The organism is Streptomyces gelaticus (genome assembly GCF_014649535.1).
Taxonomy (GTDB): Bacteria; Actinomycetota; Actinomycetes; order Streptomycetales; family Streptomycetaceae; genus Streptomyces; species Streptomyces gelaticus.
Window position 1 is genome coordinate 70963 of the sequence record NZ_BMTF01000023.1, and the last position, 21107, is coordinate 92069.

Genomic DNA, 21107 nt, shown 5'->3' on the forward strand with positions numbered 1-21107 from the left:
CCTTCCAGCCCTCATGGAGCCGCGTGATGCCCGAAGCCGTGATCGTCTCTGCAGCCCGTTCCCCCATCGGCCGGGCCTTCAAGGGTTCGCTGAAGGACCTGCGCGCGGACGACCTGACCGCCACGATCGTCCGGACCGCGCTGGCGAAGGTGCCCGAGCTGGACCCGAAGGACATCGACGACCTGATGCTCGGCTGCGGCCTCCCCGGGGGCGAGCAGGGCAACAACCTGGGCCGCATCGTCGCCGTGCAGATGGGAATGGACCACCTCCCCGGCTGCACGATCACCCGCTACTGCTCCTCCTCCCTGCAGACCAGCCGGATGGCGCTGCACGCCATCAAGGCCGGCGAGGGCGACGTCTTCGTCTCGGCCGGTGTCGAGATGGTGTCCCGCTTCTCGAAGGGCAACTCCGACAACTGGCCGGACACGCACAACCCGCTGTTCGCCGACGCCGAGGCCCGCACCGCGGCCCGCGCCGAGCAGGGCGGCGACGGCTGGCACGACCCGCGCGAGGACGGCCTGGTCCCGGACGCGTACATCGCGATGGGGCAGACCGCGGAGAACCTGGCCCGGCTCAAGGGCGTCACCCGCCAGGACATGGACGAGTTCGGTGTCCGCTCGCAGAACCTCGCCGAGGAAGCCCTCAAGAACGGCTTCTGGGAGCGCGAGATCACCCCGGTCACCACCCCCGACGGCACGGTCGTCACCAAGGACGACGGCCCGCGCGCGGGCGTCACCCTGGAGGGCGTCCAGGGCCTGAAGCCGGTGTTCCGCCCCGACGGCCTGGTCACCGCGGGCAACTGCTGCCCGCTCAACGACGGTGCCGCCGCGCTCGTGATCATGTCCGACACCAAGGCCCGCGAGCTGGGCCTGACCCCGCTGGCCCGGATCGTCTCCACCGGCGTCTCCGCCCTCTCCCCCGAGATCATGGGGTACGGGCCGGTGGAGGCCAGCAAGCAGGCACTGAAGCGGGCCGGGCTGACCATCGACGACATCGACCTGGCCGAGATCAACGAGGCCTTCGCCGCCCAGGTGATCCCCTCCTACCGCGACCTCGGCCTGCCGCTGGAGAAGGTCAACGTCAACGGCGGGGCGATCGCCGTCGGCCACCCCTTCGGCATGACGGGCGCCCGGATCACCGGCACGCTGATCAACAGCCTGCAGTTCCACGACAAGCAGTTCGGCCTGGAGACCATGTGCGTGGGCGGCGGCCAGGGCATGGCGATGGTCATCGAGCGGCTGAGCTGAGCTGCAGCGGAGGGCAGGGGCCGGCTGAGGCACGAAGGCGGCACCTGCCCGCAGCGGAAGCGAAGCGGACGCGACCACGAGCCCGAGCGGCTGAGCTGAGCACACCCGGCGCGGTGGCCGGTTCCGAGCCCCGACCGTGACCGAATCTCCCCCAGGATGTGACCTATCTCCTGGGGGAGAGTCATTCTCGCAGGTCACACCCACATCAGGGTTAAACCCCAGGCCCAAAGACCTGTCCAATTCGTGACGTAATGCACTGACACGGAGCACAGGTAGGAGACAAGCTGATGTAGGAAGTCGGGGGATCGATTGAAACCGGGAGTATGTCAGTGAGCGCCATGTCTCTTGCCCTGTTGCTGACCACCGCCGCCGCCACGGCCGTGGGCGCTGCTGCTCTGCACGCTGCTCACGGGCTGCGCAAGCAGGTCACGGCCCTTCGTACCGAGCTCGCCGAGGCCCATGCGCGCGGCGTCGCCGTGCCCCCGCAGAGCCGCGGCACCGTCACCCCCGTCGCCGAGATACGCGCGGCCGTCGCCGAGGCGCTCGCCGAGGAGCGCGAGCGCGAGCTCGCCGAGGCCCGTGCCTTCTGGGCGACGCAGGAGGCACGCGATGCCACCGACGCCCCGTCCCTGCTGGGCGGCCTGACCGGTGCGGGCGAGGACGCCCCGCTCTTCATGCCCCGCCAGGCCGACTTCGTGGGCCTGGACGCGATGGACCTCGACGCCGGCGAAGCCCTCGACGAGCTGGCGGAGCTGGCCGACGTGACCGAGCTGCCCGGGACGGTGGAGTTCGCCGAGGACTCCCCCGAGCTGGCCGCCGCCCGCCGCCGGCACCCCTCGCACCCCGACTTCGTACCGGTGCAGACCCCGGTCGTCACCGACCACGAGCGCACCGTGAGCCGTCTCGAAGAGCTCGCCGACAGCCGTACGGAACTCGCCGATGTGCGCCCCGGCCCGCTCGGCACGCTCGACGTCTATGTCTTCGCCGACGGCACCACGCTCTGCATGACCCCCGGCCACCGCGAGACGGCCGAGCGTCTGGCCGACTCGCTGCGCGCCGGTGAGCACCCGGTGCTGCTGGGCGGCTCCGGTGTCTCCGGCGCGTACGCCCTGACCTTCTCCTGCGGCTTGGAGAACGTCTACATCCTCGCCGACCGCGTCATCGCCTCGTTCTGACACCGCGGCATCCGGGCACAGCGGCTCTCGCCGGCCGCCGCCCCCGGGCCGGTCCGCCGCACGGCCGGCCGCCGCTACGCGAAGGCGCGCGCGGCTGCCTCGTCCACGAATTGCACGGCCTCGTCGAGCTCCTTCGACGGGGCCGTTTCCAGTGCCACCGCCAGATCGCGCCCCGCCACGGTCAGTTGGTCACCGATCGAGAAGATCCCGGCGTCCGGCATGAGACGCGGCTCCCGGCCCGGCTCCTCGATCCGCTGGGCGCGCAGCGCGAGTTCCCGCGCCGTGGCGAGTCCTTCGGCGGCGGCACCGCGCTGGAGACGGCTCTGCGGGGCGGCGCGCAGCCGGTCGGCGAATCGGTCCACGGCGGTGATCAGCGGGGTCGTATCGAGCACTCCGCGACCCTACGCGCCCCGCCGGGACGGTTTCCAACGGGCCGGCGCCCTGCCGCGGTGCCGGCCCGTCAGGGGCCGGAAACGCGCACCCGCACGGAGGCACTTGTCGGCGAGTACGGCTCCGGGAGGGCCGCCCGCAAGCAGCCGCTGCGGCGACGGGCGTGAAAACGGGGAACGGCCCGCAGGCGGTGCCTGCGGGCCGTTCCCGTCGTGCGGGTGCGGGCTGATCAGTCGTCGCCGCTGAGGATGGAGAGCAGACGCAGCATCTCCAGGTAGATCCACACCAGGGTCATGGTGAGGCCGAAGGCCGCCAGCCAGGACTCCTCGCGGGGGGCGCCGAAGGAGATGCCGTCCTCGACCTGCTTGAAGTCCAGGGCCAGGAAGCACGCGCCGAGGACGATCCCGATGACGCCGAAGAGGATGCCGAGGCCGCCGCTGCGGAAGCCCAGGCCGTCACCGCCGCCGAAGACGGCGAACAGCAGGTTGACCACCATCAGGAGCATGAAGCCGATGGCGGCGGCCATCACGAAGCCGTAGAAGCGGCGGGTGACACGGATCCAGCGCATCTTGTACGCGAGCAGCACACCGGCGAAGACACACATGGTGCCCATCACCGCCTGCATCACGACGCCCGGTCCGATGTACGTGCTGACCGCGCTGGAGATGACTCCGAGGAAGACGCCCTCGAAGGCCGCGTACGCGACGATCAGCGCCGGCACCGGCTTGCGCTTGAAGGACTGGACGAGCGACAGGACGAACGCCACCAGGGCGGCGCCGATCGCGATGCCGTACGACTTGCCGAGGTTCGCCTCGTCGACCGGCAGCAGCGCCCAGGCGAGCACGGCGCCGAGCACCACGGTGCCCAGCGTGATCGCCGTGCGCGCGACGACGTCGTCGATCGTCATCGCGCCGGTGCGCGCGGGTGCCTGCGGGGCGCCGTACTGGGCGTCCGGCTGGGCGTAGGGGTTGGTGGCGTACGGGTTGGCGGCGGTGCCCTGCGCGTACGGGTTGGCGGCCGCTGCGGGGGCCCCGGCCTGCGGCGCCGCGTTGAAGCCCGCGTATCCGTTGTCGCGGCTGAAGCCCCGTCGCGAGAAGACCGGGTTGCTGCTCCTCATCTCACTCCTCCATGGCCACCCTGCGTGGCCTTCCCACAAGAGTAATGGGTAGGCAAAAGAATCAGACTAGTGCTTGGGGAGGATCTTTGCGGAAGCCTCTCCTCCCGCGACACCCGCCCGTCGGCCACTCGGCCGACCGGCCCGGCACGGAAAACCCGCTCGCCCCATACCGTCCGGGCCCGCGTTCCAGTAACGTGCCGACCGACCGGTACGCCGACATCGCGCTCGGACGACGGGAGGGACCGCTGAGGTGATGGGGCATACGCCGCGAGCGGCCCGCCGCGCCGGTGACGGCCGCGGTCCGGGGCGCTTCGCCGGCCCGGCCGCCAAGTGAGTAGTGGTGCCTGGAACCGGACTCGAACCGGTACGCCCCCGAGGGGCAGCGAGGTTTAAGCTCGCCGTGTCTGCATTCCACCATCCAGGCCGTGCGCGCGGCTCCGCGTTGGCACATGACCCTATCCGGGGACTTCCCCCGAACAGCGGATCAGTAGCGCGATGTTGTCTTATTTTATTGACCGCTTGAGGGGTCGTCAGCACTCGCGCGAGGGCATCGTCACATGCCTGGGCGGGGTATGGGGTCACGGCGGCCGGTAATCCGGATTGACGTAAAGTCGCCGCACTCGGACGGCGCATTCACCAGGCGCGCGCAGGCGGACGCCGCGGGGCGCCGGCGGACCGCGGGCAGGGGCCGCACAGCACCCGGCCGGACGGTGGCCTCCGGACGGACGTCTCAGGGTCGGTGTCATACCGAAGGAGGACGTGGGGCCCTCCCGGTGCGACTCAAGACTGTCCCAGGAACGGGCACGCGGACTGACGACCGGCGGCGCAACGGCGGTGAGGATTGAAGGGTTCCGAACAACACCCGGACGAGCCCTCGGCCGGAGCCCCGAAACAGGAGAATCCCGTGACCACCACTTCCACCGCACCCAGCGTCACCACGGTGGCCGCCCGCGCCACGGATCTGTCGAAGGTCTACGGAGAGGGCGAGACCAGGGTGACCGCCCTGGACCGGGTCACCGTGGACTTCCCCCGGGGCGAGTTCACCGCGATCATGGGCCCGTCCGGCTCCGGCAAGTCCACGCTGATGCACTGCGTGGCCGGCCTCGACAGCTTCAGCAGCGGTTCGGTACGGATCGGCGACACGGAGCTGGGCTCCCTCAAGGACAAGCAGCTCACCCAGCTCCGCCGGGACAAGATCGGCTTCATCTTCCAGGCGTTCAACCTGCTCCCGACGCTGACGGCGCAGGAGAACATCACGCTCCCCATGGACATCGCGGGCCGCAAGCCCGACGCCGAGTGGGTGCGCCGGGTCATCGACATGGTCGGCCTCGCCGACCGGCTGAACCACCGGCCGACCGAGCTCTCCGGCGGCCAGCAGCAGCGCGTCGCGGTGGCCCGCGCCCTGGCCTCGCAGCCGGAGATCATCTTCGGTGACGAGCCGACCGGGAACCTGGACTCGCGCTCGGGCGCGGAGGTCCTCGGCTTCCTGCGCAACTCGGTGCGCGAGCTGGGCCAGACCGTGGTGATGGTGACTCACGACCCGGCGGCCGCCTCCTACGCGGACCGGGTGATCTTCCTCGCGGACGGCCGGATCGTAGACCAGATGCTGGACCCGACCGCGGACGGGGTCCTCGACCGGATGAAGGCGTTCGACGCCAAGGGCCGCACCAGCTGAAGCCCGCCCTTCCCCGCGCCCCTTCCCGGAACCCCTCCCCATCCCAGGACTGACAGACATGTTCCGTACCGCCCTGCGCAATGTGCTCGCGCACAAGGCCAGGCTGCTGATGACCGTCCTCGCCGTGATGCTCGGCGTGGCCTTCGTCTCCGGCACGCTGGTCTTCACCGACACCCTCGGCAACGCCCTGCGCAACCAGTCGGCGAAGAGCTACGACGACGTCGCCGTCGCCGTCACCACCTACGCCGACCAGCGCGACGAGAAGACGCCCGGCATCACCGCCGCCACCCTGAAGAAGATCCAGGGCCTGGACGGCGTCGACACCGCCACCGGCCGGGTCTCCGGCTTCGCCGGGGTCGCCGACCCCGACGGCAAGCTGATCGGCAACGGCTGGTCGAACACCGGCGGGAACTATTCCCCCGGCAAGAACGGCAAGGACTCCGCGTACACCTTCGTCGACGGTACGGGCCCGGTCGCGGCCGACCGGATCGCGCTCGACAAGGAGACCGCGAAGCGGGGCGAGTACCAGGTCGGCGACCGGGTCCGGGTCGCCACGAACGGGCCGGTGAAGGAGTACACCCTCTCCGGTGTCTTCACCACCGAGGACGGCGCGGTCAACGCGGGCGGCAGCCTGGTCCTCTTCGACGCCGAGGTCGCCCAGAAGCTCTACCTCCGGCCCGGTGTGTTCCAGGACGCCAATGTGTCCGCCGCGCCCGGTGTCTCCGCCGAGAAGCTGCTGGCCGAAGTGAAGCCGCTGCTGCCCAAGGGCGCCGATGCCAAGACCGGCCAGGCGCTCGCGGACGAGCAGGCCGAGCAGATCGAGTCCGGTCTGAGCGGTCTCAGCACGATGCTGCTCGCCTTCGCCGGCATCGCCCTGTTCGTCGGTGTCTTCCTGATCGCCAACACCTTCACCATGCTGGTGGCCCAGCGCACCAAGGAGCTGGCACTGATGCGCGCCGTCGGCGCCTCCCGCCGCCAGGTCAAGCGCTCGGTGCTCATCGAAGCGGCCGTCGTCGGTCTGATCGCCTCGGTCGTCGGCTTCGCCATCGGTCTCGGTCTCGCCGTCGGACTGCGCTCCGCGATGAGCCTGCTCGGCGGGAAGATCCCGGCCGGACCGCTGGTCGTCTCGCCCACCGCGGTCGTCGCCGCGTTCGCCGTCGGCGTCCTGATCACCGTGCTGGCCGCCTGGCTGCCCGCCCGCCGGGCCGCCAAGATCCCGCCGGTCGCGGCGATGAGCAGCGTGCACGCGACGGCCACCGTCAAGTCCCTGGTGCTGCGCAACTCGATCGGCGCGGTGCTCACCCTGCTGGGCGCGGCGGGCATCGTGGCGGGCGCGTCCCGGGGCGGATCGTCCGGCCGGACCGTCATCGCCGCGGGTGCCTTCCTCGCGCTGGTCGGTGTCATCGTGCTGATCCCGCTGCTGTCGCGGCCGGTGATCGCACTGGTCCGCCCGCTGCTGAAGCGGCTGTTCGGGGTCTCCGGCAAGCTGGCCGCGCAGAACGCGGTCCGCAACCCGCGCCGTACCGGCGCCACCGCCTCCGCACTGGCGATCGGCCTCACCCTGGTCACCGGCATCTCGGTCCTCGGCGTCACCCTCGGCCAGGCGGTCGACCGGATGACCACGGACAACATCAAGGCCGACTACATGGTGACGATGGCGAGCGGCGACCCGCTCGACAAGTCGGCGCTCGCCGCCCTGGAGAAGGCCGACGGGGTCTCGGCGGTCTCGCCCCAGCAGGCCACCTCGCTGCGGGTCAAGGACGAGTACCACTCCGCGTCCGCCGTCACCCCCGGCGAGGTGCAGAAGATCTTCGCGATCACGACCCTCTCCGGCTCGCTCGACTCGCTCGGCAAGGGCGAGATCGCCGTCGCCGAGAAGACGGCGAAGTCCAACGGCTGGAAGACCGGCGACACCCTCCGGGTGCAGTTCGACGACGACAAGAACGGCGAACTGAAGGTCGGAGCGGTCTTCGAGGACAACGAGTTCCTCTCATCGGTCCTCATGCCGAAGAACATCGCCGATCAGCACGGAAGCCTGGCGGACATCCGGGAGGTCTGGCTGAAGATGGACGGCGGCGCGACCAAGGCCAACGAGCAGGCCCTGGTGGATGCGCTGGGCGACAACCCGGCGATGAGCATCATGGACCGTCAGGACATCCGTGACATGTTCGGCGGCTCGGTCAACCTCGCGATGAACATCATGTACGGGCTGCTGGCGATGGCTCTGATCATCGCGGTGCTCGGGGTCGTCAACACCCTGGCGATGTCGGTCTTCGAGCGCCAGCAGGAGATCGGCATGCTGCGGGCGATCGGCCTGGACCGGCGCCGGGTGAAGCGCATGATCCGGCTGGAGGCCGTGGTCATCTCGCTCTTCGGCGCGGTGGTCGGTGTCGCACTCGGCATGTTCCTCGGCTGGGCGATCGGGCAGACCCTGTCGTCGGAGATCCCGAACTACGTACTGGTCATCCCGTGGGACCGGATCGCGGTCTTCCTGGTGCTGGCGGGGATCGTGGGTGTGCTGGCCGCGCTCTGGCCGGCCCGCAGCGCCGCGAAGCTGAACATGCTGACGGCGATCAAGACCGAATAGCGGACCCGGCGGGACCCCGGGTCCCGCCGGACACGCCCGAGGGCCGGTGCACGCAGCCGACGAGCTGCGCGTACCGGCCCTCGTTCCGTATTCCTGTCAGCCGGTCGCGGACGCCGTCCAGTTACGGGTCCGCAGCGGCATGCGGGAAGCCCCGCCCTCCGCCGGACGCACCACGAGGATCTGGTTGACGCCGATCTTGTTGTGCTCGAAGGAGAGCGCGGAGGCGGCCATGTAGAGCCGCCAGACCCTGGCCCGTCCGGCCGAGGTCATCCGGACCGCGCGGTCCCACTGCTTCTCCAGGTTGGCGACCCAGCGGCGCAGCGTCAGCGCGTAGTGCTCGCGGATCGATTCGACGTCGCGGGCCTCGAAGCCGGCCTCTTCGAGGGTGGCCATGGTCCGGCCCACCGGGGCCAGTTCACCGTCCGGGAAGACGTAGGCATCGATGAAGTCGTCCACGTGGTACGCGGACTCGTCCTTCTCGGGGCGGCGGGCGATCTGGTGGTTGAGCAGCCGGCCGCCGGGCCTGAGGAGCGCGTAGAGGTCGTCGGCGTACTCGCGGAAGCGGGCCGAGCCGACGTGTTCCGCCATCCCGATGGACGAGATGGCGTCGTACGGGCCGTCCCTGACGTCCCGGTAGTCCTGGACCCGGACATCGATCCGGTCGGCCAGGCCCTCCTGTGCGATGCGTTTCCGGGCGAAGGCGGCCTGTTCGACGGAGAGGGTGACTCCGGTGACCCGGGCGCCGTACTCGCGGGCGGCGTGGATGGCCATGGAGCCCCAGCCGCAGCCGACGTCGAGGAGGCGGTCGCCCTCCTTCAGCGCGAGCTTGCGGCAGACCAGGTCGAGCTTGTCGCGCTGGGCTTCCTCAAGGCTTCCGCCGTCCTCCCAGTAGGCGCAGGAGTAGACCATGGACGGGCCGAGGACCAGTTCGTAGAAGTCGTTGCCCACGTCGTAGTGGTGGCTGATGGCCTCCTTGTCGCGGCGCTTGGTGTGGAGGGTGCCGGAGCGGCGGCGTACCTCCTCGGGCGGCGCGGGGGGCGGGGGCCAGGGGCCGGCCAGTCGCAGCAGCCCCTTGGCGAAGGCCCGCACCCTGGGGTCGCGGACCGGGTGGACGCCGCCCTCGGCGACGGCCCCGCGCTCCCAGATCAGCCCGGCCATCAGGTCCAGGGCCTCGTAGAGATCGCCCTCGATGTCGAGCTCGCCCGCCACCCAGGCACGGGCCAGGCCCAGTTCTCCCGGCTTCCAGAGCAGCCGGCGCAACGCGCGACGGTTCCGGATCACGAGTACGGGGGCACCGGGCGGTCCGGATTCGCTGCCGTCCCAGGCCCGGATACGGACCGGCAGCTTTTCTCCCAGCAACTCCTCGGCGAGACAGGTCAGCCGCGACGCGGCGTCAGCCATGGCGCACACCTCCGTGATGGTGTTCCCAATGTGCCCAAACATGGTCGGACAGGACTGCAACCACGCCGGGCACCCGTGCGCCGCGACGAGGTACGTACCCGTCAACAGTCTGCGCAGCGCCCGCCATCCCGCTACAGCGCAATGGAAGGGCAAAACAGTTGCACACCACACGCATCCGCCGCCGCGGCGGCCCGCGGCACGCCGTACGACACCCCGTCGGGCGAGGCCGGGTACGCCGAAGGGGCCGCCCGCACCACGGATGGCGGACGACCCCTTCGGGCGTTGTGCGTGTACCGCGCGGGCGAGTGGGCCCGCGGTCGGACTAGGAGGCGTTGGCCTTCTCGCCCTCGGCCTTGGCGGCGGCCGGCGCCGGCTTGGCGGCCTCGTAGAACTCCTCGCGCGGCGTCTCCATGGCGCCGAGCGAGACGACCTCGCGCTTGAGGAACATGGCAAGGGTCCAGTCGGCGAAGATCCGGATCTTGCGGTTCCAGGTCGGCATCGCCATGCCGTGGTAGCCACGGTGCATGTACCAGGCGAGGCGCCCCTTGAGCTTGATCTTCATCTTGCCCATGACGATCATCGCGACGCCCTTGTGCAGCCCCAGACCGGCGACGGCACCCTTGTTGGCGTGGCTGTACTCCTTCTGCGGGAAGCCCCGCATCCCGGAGATGACGTTGTCGCCGAGGACCTTCGCCTGTCGCAGCGCGTGCTGGGCGTTGGGCGGGCACCAGGCGTTCGGGTTGCCGGCCCTGCGGCCGACCATGTCCGGAACCTGGGCGTTGTCGCCCGCGGCCCAGATGTAGTCGGTGCCCTGCACCTGGAGCTTCTCGGAGGTGTCCACGTGACCGCGCGGACCGAGCGGCAGGCCGAAGCGGGCCAGCGCCGGGTTCGGCTTCACGCCAGCCGTCCACACAATGGTGTTGGAGTCGACCTCAAGACCGTTCTTCAGGACGACATGACCGTCGACGCAGGAGTCCATGGAGGTCGAGAGGAAGACCTCGACACCACGGGACTCCAGGTGCTCCCGGCCCCAGGTGCCCAGCTTCGGGCCGACCTCGGGAAGGATCTTGTCGGCGGCGTCGACGAGGATGAAGCGCATGTCCTCGCGCTTCACGCTCGTGTAGTACTTCGCCGCGTCGCGGGCCATGTCCTCGACCTCGCCGATGGTCTCCGCACCGGCGAAGCCGCCGCCCACGAAGACGAACGTCAGCGCCTTGCGGCGGACGTCCTCGTCGGTCGTCGAGTCGGCCTTGTCCAGCTGCTCGAGAACGTGGTTGCGCAGGCCGATGGCCTCCTCGATCCCCTTCATGCCGATGCCCTGCTCGGCGAGGCCGGGGATCGGGAAGGTGCGGGAGACCGCGCCCATCGCGATGACCAGGTAGTCGAAGGGCAGCTCGTAGGCCTCGCCGACCAGCGGCGCGACCGTGGCGACCTTGCGGTCCTGATCGATGGTGGTGACACGGCCGGTGAGCACCTCGGCCTTCGGCAGTACGCGTCGCAGCGGGACGACGACATGCCGAGGCGAGATGCTGCCGGCAGCAGCTTCGGGGAGGAAGGGCTGGTACGTCATGTACGAGCGCGGGTCGACGACCGTGACGGTCGCTTCGCCGTAGCGCATCTTCTTGAGAATGCGTCGAGCTGCGTACAGGCCTACGTACCCACCGCCTACTACGAGGATCCTGGGACGCTCCGTGGTGCTCATGCCATCGAGTATCCACCCCCCTCCGAGGGCATGCTCGTGAGCCCCTTCACAAGGTATGAACGACCTTCTGCTACACTTCGCCGCCCACGTGACCGAGGTCATGGTGGCGCAGGGGAACCACACTGTGACGGCGAACGTTGTTCACCGCTTGTGAGCTGGCCGTTGGCCCTCCTGACAGCGCGGACCACCGCTCCGGTTCACCCACCGGCAACACGTCCGGAACACTCCCGCACGAACACACGACGGCCCCGCGAGCGGCTCCGGACGCCCATACGGACCAGAACCGCCCTCTGCGGGGCCGAATTCCTTGTGAAGAAGTTCACGAACTTCGTTGCCACACGTCCCGCGAACCACCCCCCGGACGGCCCGCGGAGGCTCAAAGGTGCAGGCCAAGGTCCGTACGAGCGACACGTCCTAGGCGATCGACCAGCCGATTCCATCGAGGATGTCGTGCTCGCTGACCACGACCTCCCGGGCCCCGGTCCGCTCCATCAGGGCGAGCAGGATCAGCGCCCCGGACGTGATCACATCGACCCGCCCCGGGTGCATCGCGCCGATCGCGGCCCGCTCGGCGTGGGTGGAGCCGAGGAGCCGTCCGGTGATCTCCCGCACCTGCTCGACGGAGATCCGGGAGTGGTGGATCGCCTCGGAGTCGTACGCGTCGAGCCCCAGGGCGATCGCGGCGACCGTGGTGACCGTCCCGGCGAGGCCGACGAGGGTGGCGGCCCCGGCGAGCGGGACGGTCTGCTCGGCGAGGTCCAGGGCGGCGTCGATGTCGGCGCGGATCGCGGCGATCCGGTCGGGCGTCGGCGGGTCGGTCACGACGCCGTCGCGCACCAGGTGCCGCTCGGTCATCCGTACACAGCCGATGTCCACGGAACGCGCGGCCCGCACATGGTCGTCGCCGACGACGAACTCGGTGGAGCCGCCGCCGATGTCCACGACAAGGTACGGCTTGGCGAGGTGGTCGCGGCCCGCGAGCTCCTTGGTGGCTCCGGTGAAGGAGAACTCCGCCTCCTGGTCGCCGCTGATCACCTCGGGCTCGACGCCCAGGATCTCCAGCACCCCGCGGACGAACTCGTCCCGGTTCTCCGCGTCGCGGGAGGCGGAGGTGGCGACGAAGCGGAGCTTCTGCGCCCCGTGCTCCTTGATCACCTCCGCGTACCGGCGGCAGGCGGCGAACGTCCGCTCCAGGGCCTCGGGGGCGAGCCGGCCGGTCCGGTCGACGCCCTGCCCGAGGCGGACGATCTCCATCCGCCGGTCGAGCTCGACGAGCTCACCGGTGGACGGGTCCGCGTCGGCGACGAGCAGGCGGATGGAGTTGGTACCGCAGTCGATGGCGGCCACGCGGGTCATCAAGTACTCCCAGCTCAAGCAGTCCGAGCCCCTCGGGCGATCGAGGAGCCGGGTCGGGGCAGGGCCCCGGAACCATGCCCCTCCGGCGATCGAGGAGCGGGGGCCCGGGGGCGGAGCCCCCGGGGGACGAACGGTCAGTCCTCGTCCGGCGCGCCGCACGGCGAAACGCACGGCCCCTTGCGCCACCACTCCGGCAGCATCGCGATCGCCTCGTCACCCAGCGGGTTCACCCCCGGCCCCGCGGCCAGCGAGTGCCCCACCAGGACGTGCAGGCACTTCACCCGGTCCGGCATGCCACCCGCGCTCGGGAAGCCCTCCAGCACCTCGATCGCGTCGCGCCGGGCGATGTAGTCCTCGTGCGCGGCCCGGTACGCGGCGGCCAGCTCGGGATCCGTACCGAGGCGCTCGGTCATCTCCTTCATGACCCCGTTCGCCTCCAGCGTGCCGATCGCGGACGCGGCACGCGGGCACGTCAGGTAGTACGTCGTCGGGAACGGCGTACCGTCCTCCAGCCGGGGCTGCGTCTCGACCACGTCCGGGTTGCCGCACGGGCAGCGGTGCGCGATCGCGCGCAGGCCGCGCGGCGGGCGGCCCAGCTGCTGCTGGAACGCGGCGATGTCCGCCTCGGTGGGCGCGGTGGGCTCGGTCTGCGGAGGGGGGGTTTCCATGCCTGCCTAGGTTCTGATCGGGCTGCTCGAACTGCGGTTCTGCAGATGGATGGAGAGAGTCAGTTGCGGTCGGCGCTGTCCACGCCGTCCCAGAGGTTGGAGTGCCACGGCCGGCCGGACTCGTCCGTCCTGCCCTCGCGCTCCTTGACCGCGTCGGGGTCGATCACCGTGTAACCGGTCTCCCCGGGAAGAAGGTAATGCAGGTGCGTGCGGGCCAGCTGCCTGATGTACGCATCGTCCTGGAGGCGCGCCTTCTCGTCGCGCAGCTCCTCGGTACGGGCCTTGGCCTCCTGCGCCAAGCGCTCCTGGTCGGCGATCTCGTCCCGCTGCGAGACGTACTGCCGCATCGGGTACGCGAGCGCGACCACCAGCGAGCAGACGATGAGCGCGAGGAAGGCCGCCCGGCCGGTGAGCCGTGAGCGGCGGGCCTGACGGCGGTTCTGGGACCGGTAGACGCGGGCGGCGGTCTGCTCGCCGAGCAGCCGCAGCCGGGTTGCGGTGGAGAACCGGTCCCGGTCCTTCGCGGCCATGTCTCCGCCTCCCCACTACGCACGTCCGTCCCCGCACACGGTACGGGACCGAGTGCGGGGACGGACGGATGCCATGGCCTTCGGCCCCTGACGGGCCGAAGGGATGCTCAGCCCTTGCTGCGCTGATCAGTTCGCGATGCGCTGTGCTGATCAGTTCGCGATGCGCTGTGCTGATCAGTTCGCGGAGCGCTGTGCTGATCAGTTCGCGGAGCGAAACCGCGGGAACGCCGAGCGGCCCGCGTACACCGCGGCGTCGTCGAGGATCTCCTCGATGCGCAGCAGCTGGTTGTACTTGGCGACGCGGTCCGAGCGGGCGGGGGCGCCGGTCTTGATCTGGCCGCAGTTCACGGCGACCGCGAGGTCGGCGATGGTGACGTCCTCGGTCTCGCCGGAGCGGTGGGACATCATGCACTTGAAGCCGTTGCGCTGGGCCAGCTCGACGGCGTCCAGGGTCTCGGTGAGCGAGCCGATCTGGTTGACCTTGACGAGCAGGGCGTTGGCGGAGCCCTCCTCGATGCCGCGCGCCAGGCGCTCCGGGTTGGTGACGAAGAGGTCGTCGCCGACGATCTGCACCTTGGCGCCGAGCTTGTCGGTGATGACCTTCCAGCCGGCCCAGTCGTCCTCGTACAGCGGGTCCTCGATGGAGACCAGCGGGTACGCGGAGACGAGCTCCTCGTAGTACTCGGTCATCTCGGCGGCCGAGCGGGACTTGCCCTCGAACTCGTACTTGCCGTCCTTGTAGAACTCGGACGCGGCGACGTCGAGCGCGAGCGCGATGTCCTTGCCCGGGGCGTAGCCGGCCTCCTTGATGGCCTCGATGATGAGGTCGAGGGCGGCGCGGTTCGACTCCAGGTTGGGCGCGAAGCCGCCCTCGTCGCCGAGACCGGTCGACAGGCCCTTGGTCTTCAGGACCTTCTTCAGCGTGTGGTAGACCTCGGCACCCCAGCGCAGCGCCTCGGAGAAGGACTCGGCGCCGATCGGCGCGATCATGAACTCCTGGATGTCCACGTTGGAGTCGGCGTGCGAACCACCGTTGAGGATGTTCATCATCGGAACGGGCAGCAGGTGCGCGTTCGGGCCGCCGAGGTAGCGGAACAGCGGGAGGTCCGAGGCCTCGGAGGCGGCGTGCGCGACGGCCAGCGAGACGCCGAGGATGGCGTTGGCACCGAGCGAGCCCTTGTTCTCGGTGGCGTCCAGGTCGAACATCGCCTGGTCGATCAGGCGCTGTTCGGTGGCGTCGTAGCCGACGAGCTCCGGACCGATCTGCTCGATCACGGCGAGGACGGCCTTCTCGACGCCCTTGCCCTGGTAACGGTTGGGGTCGCCGTCACGAAGCTCGATGGCCTCGAACGCACCCGTGGAGGCGCCGGACGGCACGGCAGCACGGCCCGTGCTGCCGTCGTCGAGGCCGACCTCTACCTCGACCGTGGGGTTTCCGCGGGAGTCGAGGATTTCCCGGGCTACGACGACGTCGATGGACGGCACGAGGCATCTCCTTCTGGGATATGACGCTGGCTGTGCAGGGTCGCTTTGGCCTTGCGACAAGAGCCTAACCGGCCCGGCCGCTCAGCCCGACGACCGCCCGGCCCCTGGGACGAAAAAGGACCCGAGGGCGCACATAGCCGGGCAAACGGCCAGAAATTTACTGACCGGTAACTACAACAGACGAACGGTCCTGCGCTCTCCGGAGCACGGACGGCGGAACCCCGGCCCGGCGCGCACGGGGGAATGCGCGCCGGGCCGGGGCGCTCAGGGAGGAGAGAACCGCGACTACTTCGTCAGGTGCAGCTGCTGACCCGGGTAGATCAGGTCGGCGTCCTTGACGATGTCCTTGTTCAGCTCGAACAGCTGCTGCCAGCCGCCCTCGACCTGGTGGTCGGCGGCGATCTTGCTCAGGGAGTCACCGGAGACGACCTTGTACTCGCCGTCGCCCTTCTTGACCTTCTCGCCGGTCGGGGTGGTGACGGTCTTCTTCGACTCGGCCTGCGGGGCGGCGGAGCGCTCGGAGCGGGAGGCGGCGGGGGCCTCGGTGCGCTCCGTCTGCTTCGGCTGCGCCTGCTGCTTCGGGGCGCTCTGCTGCTCGGAGGCGCCGGAGCTCGCGGTGGAGTTGGAGGAGGAGCCGGTGTCGACACCCGGGTCGACGCCGTCGTTGGTCAGGCCGCCGGCGCCGGCGCAGCCCCAGGCACCCGGGCCCTGCATGTCGAGAAGCCGCTCGGCGGTGGCGATCTGCTGGGCCTTGGTGGCCAGGTCGGCGCGGGGGGCGTACTGCGTACCGCCGGCGGCGGCCCAGCTGGACTGCGAGAACTGCAGACCGCCGTAGTAGCCGTTGCCGGTGTTGATGGACCAGTTGCCGCCGGACTCGCACTGGGCGACGGCGTCCCAGGTGGCGACGGAGGCGGCGGAGGCGCCGGTCGCACCCATCAGGGGCACGGCGACGGCGGCACCGGCGACACCGGCGAGCGTGGCGATACGGACGGCCTTGGACGGGCGGCGGTGCTTGCCCTTGCTGGAAAGCAGCATGGAACTTCTCCTCACCGACGCCTGCGAGGTGAGCTGTCGGGTTCGGGCCTAGTGAGTTGCCCGGTCGCACGTCCTAGCACGCGACTTCACCCCAAGCCGGTCCTGATGCGTCTTTCGACGATCGGGCCCGGCGCTTACCTGGGTCCCCCGCTCCTGCCTACGGCGCTTTACGCGTCTGTTCCCTTCGACCGACGGCAGGATTCGGCGTGACGGTCGACGGGGCCCGCGGTGCGAGCGGTTCCGACCGTAAACATACGCAACCCTCACATTCAAAGATGGACACATCGGACAATCAGCCCGCACTTGCATCTGAAGAACCGTCGTTTCCGCAGGTGGGAGGTGATGCGGAAGGGCACCCGGGGCGCGACACGCCAGTTGACCCAAAGAGACCCATGTCTCACTTACGCATAAGTGGACATAGGTCCCTGAACTGCCCCGGTTTTCGCGGCGCTTTTAGTCGATTATCAGACCGCCTTCACTGGCCCTTCACATCGAGATCGAGGCTCTGGCCAGGGAGGATGAGGTCCGGATCGGGGCCGACGGCACCCTTGTTGGCCTCGTAGAGCGCGGTCCAGCCACCGGGAACCTTCTGTGCATCAGCAATCGACCAGAGATTGTCGCCGGACCGGACGGTGTACGTGCCGTCAGCCGCCGGCTCGGCCGTGTCGCGCGCGTCGCTGCCACCGCGGGAGGCGTGCCTGCCCGACTCGCGGTTGCCGCCGCGCGCGCCACGGTCCCCCTCGGCGGCCGGCGCGCCTCGGTGCTTGCCGCCCGCGGCATGGGACAAGTCGGGTGAACCGGACGCATCGCGGGGTGTGCTGGAGGGCGCATTCGAGGGCGCATCGGGCGACGGGGTGGTCGGGGCCGAGGGCTTCGGGGACTCCGAGGTCTTCCGCGACGGCTCGCCTGGCCCCTTCGAGCCGTCCGAGCCGTCCGCACCGTCCACGGCGTCCGAGCCGTCCGAGGCGCTTCCGGACGGCGTGGTGTCGCCGGACGGGTCCGTCGACGATCCGTCAGCCGGCTTCGCACTCCCGGTCGCGTCGTCGGCGGACACGGAGCCCGGGTCGACCCCCGGAAGCGTCCCGTCCACCGTGAGGCCGGAGATGACGGCGCAGCTGGGCCAGGCCTTCGGGCCCCGGTCCTCCAGAACCTTCTGGGCCACGGCGATCTGCTGCGACCGGCTGGCGAGGTCGGCGCGCTCCGCGTACGCCTCACCGCCGTACGCCTTCCAGGTCTCCGCCGAGAACTGCAGGCCGCCGTAGTAGCCGTTCCCGAAGTCGGCGCTCCATGCGCCGCCGCTCTCGCACTCGGCCACCTGGTCCCAGGTCGTGGCGTCGGCCGCGTGGGCACCGGACGCGCCGAGCAGCGGGATGGCGATGGCCGATCCGGTCACGCCCGCGGCGACGACGATGGCGGGTGCCTGACGGGGGCGACGGTGTCTGCCGTTCGCGGAGCCCATGGGGTTGCCTTCCGTGTGACTGACGTGTGACGGGTGAGTCGAACGGTGAACCTAGCGGGACTCGAACGCGCGTCACAAGTCGATGCAGCGCAGATCACGCGAAAGTCACAGAATTGACGGAGCGTCACTTTCTGCATGGCGGGGCCCCGGCGTGAACTCCACGGGGAGGGTGCGCAGTCCACGCATGATGAGCCCTCCACGCCACCGCAAATCGGTAGGTTCCACCGCAAGTCGCAGGTCCGGAAGGCGAGTCAGCAGCGTGGCGAGCGCGGTCTGTCCCTCCAGCCGGGCGAGCGGCGCTCCCAGGCAGTAGTGGATGCCGTGCCCGTATCCGAGGTGCTGATTGTCACGCCGTGCGAGGTCGAGCGTGTCGGGGTCCTCGAACCGCTGCGGGTCGCGGTCGGCCGCGGCGAGCACCACGAGCACGGGGTCCCCGGCCGCGATGTCCTGTCCGCCGAGTGTCAGCGGCTCGGTGGCGAACCGCCAGGTGGCCAGCTCCACCGGACCGTCGTACCGCAGCAGCTCCTCGATCCCGGTCTCCAGCAGCCCGCTCTCCCCCGAGTCGAGGGATAGCTGGAGCCGTTCGCGCTGGCCGGGGGTGCGCAGCAGGGCGTGGACCCCGTTGCCGATGAGATTGACGGTGGTCTCGAATCCGGCGAACAGCAGGATGAAGGCCATGGCCGCGGCCTCGTTCTCGGTGAGGTGCTCGCCGTGGTCGCTGGCCCGGATCAGCCCGGAGATCAGGTCGTCCCCGGGGTTCTCCCGCTTGCGGTGGATCAGTTCGGCGAGATAGCCGCGCATCTTCTTCACCGACCGGGCCACCCCGCCGCGCGGGCCGCCGCCGTGGCGGATCATCATGCCCGCCCAGTCCCGGAAGTCGTCCTGGTCCTCGCGCGGGACGCCGAGCAGATCGCAGATCGCGTAGATGGGGAGCGGAAAGGCGAAGTCATGGATGAGGTCCGCCTTCCCCTCGGCGACGAAGCCGTCGATGAGCCGGTCCGTCAGTTCCTGTACGCGCGGGGCGAACTCGGCGACCCGGCGCGGGGTGAACGCCTTGGAGACGAGGCGGCGCAGCCGGGTGTGGTCCGGGGGGTCGATGTTCAGCAGGTGCGTCATCAGCTCCGCCTTGCGCTCCCCCGGGATGCCCGTCTTCCCCTTGGCGTGCGCGGGCTCGGCGTGGTGCGCGGGGTTCTTGGAGAGCCGGGAGTCGGCGAGCGCCTGCCGCGCGTCCGCGTACCGGGTCACCAGCCAGGCCTCGACGCCGCTCGGCAGTGCGGTCCGGTGCACGGGGCTGTGCTCGCGCAGCCAGGCGTACGCCGGGTACGGATCGGTGGCGAACTCCCAGGTGAAGAGTTCGGGGGCGCCGACGGGGCAGGCGGCGGGCTGATCGGCGGGGCGGTCGGCGGGGCTGTGGTTCACCCCCCGACGTTATCCGCTGCCCCCGGACGCCATCCGGCGCCCTCGCCCCTGCCCGCCGGACAGACCTCTCAGGCGTTGCCCTCCGCCGCCCTGATGGCGTCCCGGTAGGCGCGGCCCGCGGCCCGCAGTGCGGCCTCGGGGTCGATGCCGTCCTGCTCGGCCCGTACGGCAAGGGCGAGGAGCTCGTAGCCGATGCCGTCGCCGGTGGGGAGCGGCACGTCGAGCCCCGCGGTACGGACCCGGCCGGCCAGCTTCGCCGCCAGCGCCAGGCCGGGCTGGCCGAGCGGGACTCCGTCGGTGACCGAGTCGCGCTGCTTCTCGACGGCCTTGGTGCGCAGCCAGTGCTCGTGGACGTCCTCCGGGGTCTCGGCGCTCTCGTCGCCGAAGACGTGCGGGTGGCGGTGGATCAGCTTCTCGACGAGGGTCGCGGCCACGTCGTCGACGGAGAACGGCTCCTGCTCGTCCTCCTCGGCGATCCTGGCGTGGAAGACGACCTGGAGGAGTACGTCGCCGAGCTCCTCGCGCAGTTCTTCGCGGTCGCCGTCCTCGATCGCCTCGACGAGCTCGTACGCCTCCTCGATGGCGTACTTGGCGAGGCCCTTGTGGGTCTTCTGCGAGGTCCACGGGCATTCGATCCTGATCCGGTCCATGACCTGGACCAGATCCAGGAGCCGGGCGCCCGGCAGGTCGTACGAACCGGGCAGCAGCTCCAGGTCCGGCATCCGCACCCGGCCCGAACCGGCGAGCCGGGCCAGACCGTCGGTCAGCGGCTGATCGCCCTCACCGCCCGCGAGGACGACGACGGACCGGCCGCCCGCACAGGCATCGACGAGCTCCTGCGCGGTGGGCGCGGCTTCCTCGACGGCGACGCCCGCCTCACGCAGATACGGCAGCTGAGGGTGGTCCTGCCCGGCGCAGAGCACCCGGTCGGCGGCGTGCAGCGCCTGCCAGGCGGGCCAGGACAGGAGTCCGGGCGCGACGCGGTGGCTGGCGGTGAGCAGAACGATACGGCCGGGGTCTTCAGCGTTCACCGTTCGAATCTACCCCGGCCGCCCCCGCCGCCCGTGCCGCGGCCGGTCAGGCCCCGGCCTCGGTGTTCGCGCCGGCGGGCTCGGTGACCCGGTTGATCCAGGGAGCCTTGTAGTCGGCGAGCTGGGTCTGCTTGTCGTCCCAGGCGCCGTAGCGCGGATTGACGTCGACGCGCAGTGCCTTCGACGCCTTGCTGAGCGCCTCGCCGACGGCCTGCTGGCCGGCGGGCTGCTGCAGGTCGGCGCCGAGCGCCTGGGCCAGCTTCGTCAGCTGGACCTGCTCGCGCAGGACGGCGTCGATCTGGTCGGGGGCGACCCAGCTCTGCTGGAGCATCGCCGCCCGCAGCCCCGCCTCACCGCCGGACTGCATCGCGGCGGCCTTGCGCATCTGCTGGATCTCGTTGCGGCTGACTCTCACGCCCGCGTCCTGTGCCGCCCGGTCCAGGACCCGGTCGAAGATCATGCCGTGCAGCTTGGCCCGGCCGAGCTGCCCGGACTTGTCGATGAGCTGGGGGGCGTCCTTCGAATCGCGCTGGGCCGCGCGGACGGCCGCCACCTGGCTCTGCAGCGCGGAGACCTCGATCCGGTCCCCGCCGACGACGGCCGCGGCGCCCGGGTGGGCCTCGCTGCCGCAGGCGGTCAGGAGTGGGGCGCCGACGAGCAGGGCGGCGGAGACGGTGAGCGCGGTGCGACGGCGGCGGTGCAAAGGAACCTCCCGGGGAGACTTTGTGCATCAGTGCACAAGACCTTGCGGTGATCGATGTTAGGCAGTGGACGTGGCCGGGGCCACCGATTCGACCAACGATTCGGGAGGAGTTGGGGATGTGGGCCCG

Annotated in this window: 17 protein-coding genes, 1 tRNA gene and 1 riboswitch; of the genes, 4 read left to right on the forward strand and 14 right to left on the reverse strand. The window is 70.4% G+C overall.

What is annotated here, in order from left to right; all coding sequences use genetic code 11:
* Nucleotides 1–26: 26 nt before the first annotated feature.
* The gene (locus IE107_RS27170; RefSeq protein ID WP_189546977.1) at nt 27–1247 is read left to right on the forward strand and encodes an acetyl-CoA C-acetyltransferase; all 1221 of its coding nucleotides are present in this window, start codon (nt 27–29) and stop codon (nt 1245–1247) included.
* A gap of 323 nt (nt 1248–1570) precedes the next feature.
* Complete coding sequence (locus IE107_RS27175) at nt 1571–2422, forward strand: hypothetical protein (protein ID WP_189546978.1); 852 nt, start codon at nt 1571–1573, stop codon at nt 2420–2422.
* Between the two features lie 74 nt (nt 2423–2496).
* Here IE107_RS27175 and IE107_RS27180 read toward each other — a convergent pair whose 3' ends face one another.
* The 3 genes from IE107_RS27180 to IE107_RS27190 all read right to left on the reverse strand — a co-directional run bounded on the left by IE107_RS27180 (nt 2497) and on the right by IE107_RS27190 (nt 4353).
* Nucleotides 2497–2814 carry a hypothetical protein gene (locus tag IE107_RS27180; RefSeq protein WP_189546979.1) on the reverse strand — a complete coding sequence of 106 codons (318 nt, stop codon included), beginning with the start codon at nt 2812–2814 and terminating at the stop codon, nt 2497–2499.
* A gap of 227 nt (nt 2815–3041) precedes the next feature.
* Nucleotides 3042–3929, reverse strand: coding sequence for a Bax inhibitor-1/YccA family protein (locus tag IE107_RS27185; protein WP_189546980.1), 888 nt, complete (start codon nt 3927–3929; stop codon nt 3042–3044).
* Between the two features lie 338 nt (nt 3930–4267).
* Nucleotides 4268–4353 (reverse strand) — tRNA-Leu (locus IE107_RS27190).
* Nucleotides 4354–4833: 480 nt separating this feature from the next.
* Between IE107_RS27190 and IE107_RS27195 the strand changes: the two genes are divergently transcribed.
* Together IE107_RS27195 and IE107_RS27200 are read left to right on the forward strand one after the other, a co-directional pair.
* Nucleotides 4834–5604, forward strand: a complete 771-nt coding sequence (locus tag IE107_RS27195; protein ID WP_189546981.1) for an ABC transporter ATP-binding protein — start codon at nt 4834–4836, stop codon at nt 5602–5604.
* A gap of 58 nt (nt 5605–5662) precedes the next feature.
* Entirely contained in the window at nt 5663–8191 is a 2529-nt protein-coding gene (locus IE107_RS27200; protein ID WP_189546982.1) for an ABC transporter permease, read from the forward strand.
* Between the two features lie 96 nt (nt 8192–8287).
* On the opposite strand, the gene IE107_RS27205 is transcribed toward IE107_RS27200, so the two are convergent.
* The 11 genes from IE107_RS27205 to IE107_RS27255 form a co-directional block, all read right to left on the reverse strand.
* Entirely contained in the window at nt 8288–9592 is a 1305-nt protein-coding gene (locus IE107_RS27205; RefSeq protein ID WP_189546983.1) for a class I SAM-dependent methyltransferase, read from the reverse strand.
* A 322-nt stretch (nt 9593–9914) separates the two neighbouring features.
* Complete coding sequence (locus IE107_RS27210) at nt 9915–11294, reverse strand: NAD(P)/FAD-dependent oxidoreductase (protein ID WP_189546984.1); 1380 nt, start codon at nt 11292–11294, stop codon at nt 9915–9917.
* A 414-nt stretch (nt 11295–11708) separates the two neighbouring features.
* Nucleotides 11709–12650, reverse strand: a complete 942-nt coding sequence (locus IE107_RS27215; protein ID WP_189546985.1) for a Ppx/GppA phosphatase family protein — start codon at nt 12648–12650, stop codon at nt 11709–11711.
* A gap of 134 nt (nt 12651–12784) precedes the next feature.
* Nucleotides 12785–13318, reverse strand: a complete 534-nt coding sequence (locus IE107_RS27220) for a DUF501 domain-containing protein (protein WP_189546986.1) — start codon at nt 13316–13318, stop codon at nt 12785–12787.
* Nucleotides 13319–13377: 59 nt separating this feature from the next.
* Nucleotides 13378–13848 carry an FtsB family cell division protein gene (locus IE107_RS27225; protein ID WP_189546987.1) on the reverse strand — a complete coding sequence of 157 codons (471 nt, stop codon included), beginning with the start codon at nt 13846–13848 and terminating at the stop codon, nt 13378–13380.
* 198 nt (nt 13849–14046) lie between these two features.
* Nucleotides 14047–15333 (reverse strand): phosphopyruvate hydratase, encoded by a 1287-nt coding sequence (eno, locus tag IE107_RS27230; protein WP_189546988.1) that lies wholly within the window; start codon nt 15331–15333, stop codon nt 14047–14049.
* A 285-nt stretch (nt 15334–15618) separates the two neighbouring features.
* Complete coding sequence (locus tag IE107_RS27235) at nt 15619–16368, reverse strand: LysM peptidoglycan-binding domain-containing protein (RefSeq protein WP_189546989.1); 750 nt, start codon at nt 16366–16368, stop codon at nt 15619–15621.
* A 3-nt stretch (nt 16369–16371) separates the two neighbouring features.
* Nucleotides 16372–16543, reverse strand: a riboswitch (cyclic di-AMP (ydaO/yuaA leader).
* 300 nt (nt 16544–16843) lie between these two features.
* Nucleotides 16844–17827, reverse strand: a complete 984-nt coding sequence (locus IE107_RS27240) for a LysM peptidoglycan-binding domain-containing protein (protein WP_189546990.1) — start codon at nt 17825–17827, stop codon at nt 16844–16846.
* A gap of 105 nt (nt 17828–17932) precedes the next feature.
* On the reverse strand, nt 17933–19246 hold the full coding sequence (locus tag IE107_RS27245) for a cytochrome P450 family protein (protein WP_189546991.1): 1314 nt from the start codon (nt 19244–19246) through the stop codon (nt 17933–17935).
* A gap of 68 nt (nt 19247–19314) precedes the next feature.
* Nucleotides 19315–20277, reverse strand: coding sequence for a nucleoside triphosphate pyrophosphohydrolase (locus IE107_RS27250; protein WP_189546992.1), 963 nt, complete (start codon nt 20275–20277; stop codon nt 19315–19317).
* A 46-nt stretch (nt 20278–20323) separates the two neighbouring features.
* On the reverse strand, nt 20324–20980 hold the full coding sequence (locus tag IE107_RS27255) for a SurA N-terminal domain-containing protein (protein WP_189546993.1): 657 nt from the start codon (nt 20978–20980) through the stop codon (nt 20324–20326).
* Nucleotides 20981–21107 lie beyond the last annotated feature (127 nt).

Excerpts from the sequence above, each read along its gene's own strand:
- IE107_RS27170 (WP_189546977.1), top strand. The coding sequence starts at position 27 with ATGCCCGAAGCCGTGATCGTCTCTGCAGCCCGTTCCCCCATCGGCCGG.
- IE107_RS27205 (WP_189546983.1), bottom strand. The coding sequence starts at position 9,592 with ATGGCTGACGCCGCGTCGCGGCTGACCTGTCTCGCCGAGGAGTTGCTG.
- IE107_RS27175 (WP_189546978.1), top strand. The coding sequence starts at position 1,571 with ATGTCAGTGAGCGCCATGTCTCTTGCCCTGTTGCTGACCACCGCCGCC.
- IE107_RS27235 (WP_189546989.1), bottom strand. The coding sequence starts at position 16,368 with ATGCTGCTTTCCAGCAAGGGCAAGCACCGCCGCCCGTCCAAGGCCGTC.
- IE107_RS27185 (WP_189546980.1), bottom strand. The coding sequence starts at position 3,929 with ATGAGGAGCAGCAACCCGGTCTTCTCGCGACGGGGCTTCAGCCGCGAC.
- IE107_RS27200 (WP_189546982.1), top strand. The coding sequence starts at position 5,663 with ATGTTCCGTACCGCCCTGCGCAATGTGCTCGCGCACAAGGCCAGGCTG.
- IE107_RS27210 (WP_189546984.1), bottom strand. The coding sequence starts at position 11,294 with ATGAGCACCACGGAGCGTCCCAGGATCCTCGTAGTAGGCGGTGGGTAC.
- IE107_RS27225 (WP_189546987.1), bottom strand. The coding sequence starts at position 13,848 with ATGGCCGCGAAGGACCGGGACCGGTTCTCCACCGCAACCCGGCTGCGG.
- IE107_RS27240 (WP_189546990.1), bottom strand. The coding sequence starts at position 17,827 with ATGGGCTCCGCGAACGGCAGACACCGTCGCCCCCGTCAGGCACCCGCC.
- IE107_RS27215 (WP_189546985.1), bottom strand. The coding sequence starts at position 12,650 with ATGACCCGCGTGGCCGCCATCGACTGCGGTACCAACTCCATCCGCCTG.
- IE107_RS27220 (WP_189546986.1), bottom strand. The coding sequence starts at position 13,318 with ATGGAAACCCCCCCTCCGCAGACCGAGCCCACCGCGCCCACCGAGGCG.